Below are 2282 nucleotides of genomic sequence, written 5' to 3' on the forward strand. Positions count from 1 at the left end.
ACCCTGACATGCACCCGCTCCACGACTACGTGGCGAAGCAGCTTGCTGAGCGCCTGAAGGCCCGGCGCGTTGTCGTTTGGTACGATGTTCGGCGTGAGTTCGCTGCATTCGTCGACGAGATCCGGGGAGGGCCCAGGTCGCAGAGCGGTGTCGGCCCCGTCATGTTGGCCGGAAGCCACCCACGGTGGCCACGGGCGCCTCCAGCAGGCTCTTGAGCGCCGCCTTTACCGACGGAGACGTGCGCTCGCGCACGAGCTCATCGACGGAGCGCGTGGGAATAGATGCTATGTAGGGCCACCCAGGCTACCCTTTAGGCGCATTGGTTAACCAATCCAAAGGAGAGCGAAGATGAATCGAGTGGCCCTACAGAGTAAAGATAACGCAGTCGAGGGGGTGTTGTACATGGCGATGGAGTTGAGCGACAAGTGTTGGAAGCTCGTGTTTAGCGATGGGGGTGAGAAGCGGCGACATGAGACGATGGAGGCGGGACACCGTATGGAGTTGGTCGAAGCGATCAGGAAGGCCAAGGAGAAATTCGACCTCTCGTCCGAGGCAAAGGTGGTGAGCTGTTACGAGGCGGGCCGCGATGGCTTCTGGTTGCACCGTTACTTGGTAACTCTGGGAGTTGAAAATCAGGTGGTCGACTCCTCGAGCATCGAGACCAACCGGCGGAAGCGGCGCGCGAAGACGGACCGCATCGACGGGGTCAAGCTGCTGACGATGCTGATGCGTTACTGGGGTGGTGAGCGGGGCCTTTGGAGTGTGGTGCGGGTTCCGAGTGTAGAGGACGAAGAGGGGCGGCGCTTACACCGAGAGCTCGGGTCGTTGCAGAAGGAGCGCACCCGGCATCGCAATCGGATCCGTGGTTTGTTAGTCGCGCAGGGGTTGCGCCTGGAACCGAATGGCGATTTTCTCCAGCGTCTGGAGGCGCTGACCCTGTGGGATGGCGCGCCCCTGCCTTTGGAGCTCAAAGGCGAGCTGGAGCGCGAGTATCAGCGCCTGCGCCTGGTGGAGGCGCAGCGGCGTGCCTTGGAGAAGACGCGGACGAGCCGACTGAGGCAGGCGGATACGGCCAGTGTGCAACGGGTCGTGCGGTTAATGGGCTTGCGTGCCATTGGGCCGAACTGTGCGTGGCTGCTGGTGATGGAATTCTTTGCCTGGCGAGGGTTTCGCAACCGCCGTCAGCTGGGGGCGTGCGCGGGGCTGACAGGGACACCCTATGACAGTGGTGGCAGTAAAAGAGACCAGGGGATATCCAAAGCGGGCAATCGGCGCGTGCGCACGATGATGGTCGAAATCGCCTGGTTATGGCTTCGGTATCAGCCGAGCTCCAAGCTCAGCCGCTGGTTCCGTGAGCGCTTCGCCGGTGGCGGTGCGCGGATGCGACGGGTAGGGATCGTGGCGTTAGCGCGGCGCTTGCTGGTCGCGTTATGGCGCTACTTGGAAGACGGCATGTTGCCTGAGGGTGCGGAGCTCAAAGCCGCCGGTTGAGAGGCGAGGGACCGGGGCCCGGCGAAGAGCGGCAGGCTTAGGTCGGTGAGCGCTCGAACATCAGCAAATGAGTTAAGCGGTTGGTAGAAGCGCCCGACAACGTCCCGGGTTAAAGGTCAATTGACCGTTGCCACAGATGGGGTGCTTTTCTGAATTCGGTTTACTTCACGCGCTTGGCGCGTATACAGCATGAGGTGATCGGTTCCAATGTGACCGACACGGATAGAAGGTGGTGGCAGGCACTTTGACCTGCCCGCTTCGGATAACCGGCCAACCCAAAAACGTGCATGATTGAGGAGCGAGAATCGATAGCCACCGCGCTGATCCCATGGGGCCGGAGTTGTTCACTCTTTGCCCACCGACTACGATTGAGAGAAGGTCTTCGTCCGTGGACAAAGCGTGAACAACTCCGGCGGAGACAATCTCGGCATGTGAGAATAAAAATAGCTAAGTAAAGATCAAAATAATCTAGCGCCGGGGCTTGACAACGGGGCCCTCATAGAAGGGACGTTGTCTGCTTGGCGCGCCGAGGATGCACGGCCGCCCACCTGGTCGATCACGTCCATCCCCCGGGTGCGGGTGCGGCAGTGGGTGCTCTCGTTTCCGATCCCGCTGCGTTGTCGCTTCGCCGCACATCCGCAGCTGCTCGGGCCGGTCTTGCAATCATCCACCCGGGTCATTTCGACATTTCTGATCCAACAAGCGGGACTCAAACGTACCGAAGCCGACACCGGCGCCGTCACGCTTACTACAGCGCTTTGGATCGGCCGCCAATTTGAACATCCATCTGC

Annotated in this window: 3 protein-coding genes; all 3 read left to right on the top strand. The window is 60.8% G+C overall.

Going from position 1 to position 2282, the window contains the following annotated elements:
- The coding region (locus tag M3436_20730; GenBank protein MDQ3566392.1) for a hypothetical protein at positions 1-215 on the top strand (215 nt) is incomplete at its 5' end.
- A gap of 133 nt (positions 216-348) precedes the next feature.
- Positions 349-1491 (top strand): IS110 family transposase, encoded by a 1143-nt coding sequence (locus tag M3436_20735; protein ID MDQ3566393.1) that lies wholly within the window; start codon positions 349-351, stop codon positions 1489-1491.
- Positions 1492-2001: 510 nt separating this feature from the next.
- Positions 2002-2282: hypothetical protein (locus M3436_20740; protein MDQ3566394.1), on the top strand; the 281-nt coding region annotated here is incomplete at its 3' end.

Source organism: Pseudomonadota bacterium, from assembly GCA_030859565.1.
Classification (GTDB): Bacteria; Pseudomonadota; Gammaproteobacteria; order JACCXJ01; family JACCXJ01; genus USCg-Taylor.